The organism is Streptomyces sp. NH27 (assembly GCF_056859195.1).
Genome location: NZ_JACEGK010000661.1, coordinates 1 through 3,705 on the forward strand (window position 1 = coordinate 1; position 3,705 = coordinate 3,705).

The 3,705-nt window shown below is 71.4% G+C and carries 4 protein-coding genes; all 4 read left to right on the top strand.

What is annotated here, in order from left to right; translation table 11 throughout:
• The first annotated feature begins 42 nt into the window (after window positions 1–42).
• Genes AC13HU_RS33965 through AC13HU_RS33980 form a run of 4 tightly spaced genes read left to right on the top strand, consistent with a single transcriptional unit; the run spans window position 43 to window position 3,698 of the window.
• Entirely contained in the window at window positions 43–1,566 is a 1,524-nt protein-coding gene (locus AC13HU_RS33965) for a TadA family conjugal transfer-associated ATPase (RefSeq protein WP_483045840.1), read from the top strand.
• Window positions 1,566–2,531, top strand: a complete 966-nt coding sequence (locus AC13HU_RS33970; protein WP_483045841.1) for a type II secretion system F family protein — start codon at window positions 1,566–1,568, stop codon at window positions 2,529–2,531. Before AC13HU_RS33965 ends, AC13HU_RS33970 begins: the two co-directional genes overlap by 1 nt.
• Window positions 2,528–3,418, top strand: a complete 891-nt coding sequence (locus tag AC13HU_RS33975) for a hypothetical protein (protein ID WP_483045842.1) — start codon at window positions 2,528–2,530, stop codon at window positions 3,416–3,418. The genes AC13HU_RS33970 and AC13HU_RS33975 overlap by 4 nt, the downstream gene beginning before the upstream one ends.
• A gap of 40 nt (window positions 3,419–3,458) precedes the next feature.
• On the top strand, window positions 3,459–3,698 hold the full coding sequence (locus tag AC13HU_RS33980; RefSeq protein ID WP_483045843.1) for a hypothetical protein: 240 nt from the start codon (window positions 3,459–3,461) through the stop codon (window positions 3,696–3,698).
• Window positions 3,699–3,705 lie beyond the last annotated feature (7 nt).

Genomic DNA, 3,705 nt, shown 5'->3' on the forward strand with positions numbered 1-3,705 from the left:
CCCCTGCCCGCTCCACCGTGACCACAACCCAGGAGGTCAGCCATGCAGGGTAAGCCTCTGCACAACGACCCCACCGTCGCCGCGCCGCCGGCGCGGCCCACCCTGGTCACCGTGCCACAGCACGGCCAGGGCTCGGCCGGTGGGCCAGCCTCCGCCGTACCCCTGGCACCAGGGCGTCCCACGGCCGCGGTGCGCCCGGCCCCCGCGCCGGTGGACTTCACCGTGGCGGCCGCGCTCAAGCGCCAGGTCTCCGACCAGCTCGCCGCCGCGGTCCAGCGCGACCCCGGGATGAGCGAGCCGACCCGGCAGCAGCGCGGCCGCGATCTGATCAACCAGGCAGTGGCCCGATGGGCGAACGCCGCCGCCGTTGCCCGCGGCGAGTCGACGACCCCGCAGGAGGAGGCAGCTCTCGGCAACGTCGTCTTCGACCTGCTCTTCCGCGCCGGCCGACTCCAGCAGTACCTCGACGACCCCAGCGTGGAGAACATCCTGGTCAACGGGTACGACGAGGTGTGGGTCGACTACGGCGACGCGCGGCGGCAGAAGGTCGCCCCGGTGGCGGAGTCCGACGAGGACCTGGTCGAGCTGCTGCGCGACCTCGCGCGCCGCTCCGGTCAGGGCGAGCGCACCCTGTCCAACCACAGCCCGTTCCTCGCCCTGCGCCTGGGCGACGGCTCCCGTGTCCAGGCAATGATCAACGTCACGCCGCGTCCGATGGTCACGATCCGACGCCACCGGGTCCGCGAGATGGACCTGGCCGGCCTGATCGAGCTGGGCACCCTCGACCACACCTTGGCCAACTTCCTGAGCGCTCTGATCCAGGGCAAGAAGAACGTGCTGATCGCCGGCACCCAGGGCGTCGGCAAGACCAGCCTCATGCGGGCGCTGGCCCGCGAGATCCCGCCGGACGAGCGCATTGGCACGTTGGAGACCGAGTACGAGCTTTTTCTCCACGAACTCGGCCACCACGATCAGGTCGTGGCCATGGAGGCCCGTGAGGGCAACGGCGAACGCGTCGACGGGCAGGCGGCCGGCGAGATCACGCTCGATGAGCTGATCCCCCCGGCGCTGCGGATGACGATCTCCCGCATGATCGTCGGCGAGGTCCGCGGCCGCGAGGTCGTGCCCATGCTCCAGTCGATGACCAACGGCGAGGGCGGCTCGATGTGCACCATCCACGCCCGCGAGCCGCACATGGTCTTCGACCGCATCGCCGAGCTGTACGTGCAGTCCGGCGACGGCTTCAGCGAATCCCTCGCCTACCGGCAGATCGCCAACGGCATCAACTTCGTCGTCTTCCTGCGCATGGTCGACGAGACCGCCATCGGCGGCCGGCGGCACCGCTTCATCAGCCATGTCCTGGAGGTCACCGGCGCCGGCGAGAACGGTCGCCCCGCCACGAACGTCATCTTCGGACCGCGCCCCGAAAGCGAGGAGCTGCGCGCCGTGCCGCTCATGCACCCAACCTGCCTGGGCGACTTGATGCGCGTCGGGTTCGACGGCGACCTGCTGAACAACCCGCACGGCACCTGGAACCGGCCGCTCGACGTGAAGGTGAGGCTCTGATGGGTACCGCCCTCCTGGTGGGGCTGTTCGCCGGACTCGCGGCCACCGGCGGTCTCGTGGGCCTGGTCACCGGTCTGGTCGGCACCGCCGCTCCCCTGGCACCGGGCCCGGTCGGCCGGCTGCGGCGAGCGCTGCGCAGCGAGGACCGGGACGAAGCGACCCGGGCCCGCGCCCGGATGCGCTGGGCCGTCGGAGGGGTGCTGGCCCTTGCGGTCTGGGCGATAACCGGCTGGTTCGTGCTCGGCATGATCGCGCTGCTGCTCGTCGTCGGCCTGCCGTGGCTGCTGTCTCCGACGAAGGCGACCAGCGCCCGCATCGAGCAGCTGGACGCGCTGGCCGACTGGACCCGCCGCCTGGCGGACGTGCTGCTGCTGGGCATGGGCCTGGAGCAGGCCATGATCGCCAGCCGCAAGACCGCCCCGCTGCCGCTGGAGGCCCCCATCGGCGAGCTGGCCGCCCGACTCCAGTCGGGGTGGCGGCCCGAGGACGCGCTGCTCGCCTTCGCCGACACCCTGCGGGACTCCACCGCCGACAAGGTGGCCGCCGCCTTGATCCTGCGGTCGGCCGACCGCGGCCCGGGGCTGGCCCAGGCGCTCAACGACCTCGCAGACACCGTCCGCGAGGAGGTGCGCCAGCGCCGGCAGATCGAGGCGGACCGGGCCAAACCGCGCACGACCGTGCGCTGGATGGCGTTCATGACGGTCGGCGTCGTGGCCTTCGGGTTCCTCGACCCCCAGTACTCCCATCCCTACGGCACAGTCCTCGGGCAGGTGGTGTTGACCGTGCTGATCGCCGGCTTCGCGGCGGTGCTGGCCTGGATGCGGTCACTGGCAAGCTTCCGGCCCACCCCGCGCTTCCTGGCCGTCGACGCACGCAGCGCCGTCCAAGTCCCCGGCGCCCCTGCGGCGGAACCGGCGAACGCGCGCGGCCGCAGCGCGGCGCTCCAGAGTGGGGGTGCCCGGTGATCCCCGCCTCCGCGATCGGCGCCGGCGCCCTGGTCGGCAGTGGCGTCGCTGTCCTGGTCCGGGCCTTGGTGCGCCAGCAGCCGCACCTGTCCGCGACGCTGGACCTGGTCAACCGTCCCGGCTCGCTGGAGGAGGTTCCCACCGCCGCGCTCAGCACCGACGAGCGATGGGGCGCCTGGCTGCTGCGCCACCTCGAGCACCTGCCCGGCGTGAAGATCCCCTACAAGGACCTGGCGCTGATCGGCAAGACACCGGCCCAGCACATCCTGACCAAGGTCGGCGTCGCGCTCGGCGGCCTGCTGGTACCGGCCGTGCTGTGGGCGGCCATCACGATGATCGGCGTCCACACCCCGGTCCCGGTTCCCGTGGCCGCGGGAATCCTGCTCGGTGGCGTGTTGTGGATCGTCGCCGACCTGGAGGTCCGCGACAAGTCCAAGCGCGCCCGCGAGGAGTTCAACCACGCAGTCGCGGCCTACCTCGACCTGGTCGCCCTGGAACGCGCCGGTGACGCCGGTCCTGCCGAGTCCTTGGAGCGCGCCGCCGAGATCGGCCAGGGCTGGGCGTTCATCCGGATCCGCGACGCCCTGGAGAAGGCCCGCATCGACAAGGTCCCGCCCTGGGACCAGCTCAAGCAGCTCTCGGCGGATCTGGACCTGATCGTGCTCGGCGACGTCGCCGACATCATGCGCCTGAGCAGCAACGACGGCGCGGCCGTGTACGCGACGCTCCGGGCCCGGGCCAGGTCTTTGCGGACCGAGCTGATGGCAGGCCAGGCCGAGGAAGCGAACGCGGACTCGGAGCGGATGACCGCGCCCGGCGCACTCCTGGCGGTGCTGATCATGTTCCTGATCGGCTTCCCGGCCGTCTCCCGGATCCTGCTCTCCTGACCCCCCGACTCACCACCTCGATAGAAGGAAACGATTCTCCATGATCAACAAGGCCAAGAACCGGGTGCTCGAGAGCATGCCCTCCGAGCTGCTCCCCTTCCTCGCCGCCTGGACGGTCCTGCAGGGCCGGGTCCAGGAGCTGCGCGAGGACGACGACCGGGGCGACATCTCGATCTCCACCGTCATCATCTGGGTCGCGGTCATCGGCGGCGCCGTGCTCATCGCCGCGGCCCTCACCGCGCTGTTCACCAAGTACAAGGGCAAGGTCTCCGGGCTCTGAGCAGGCG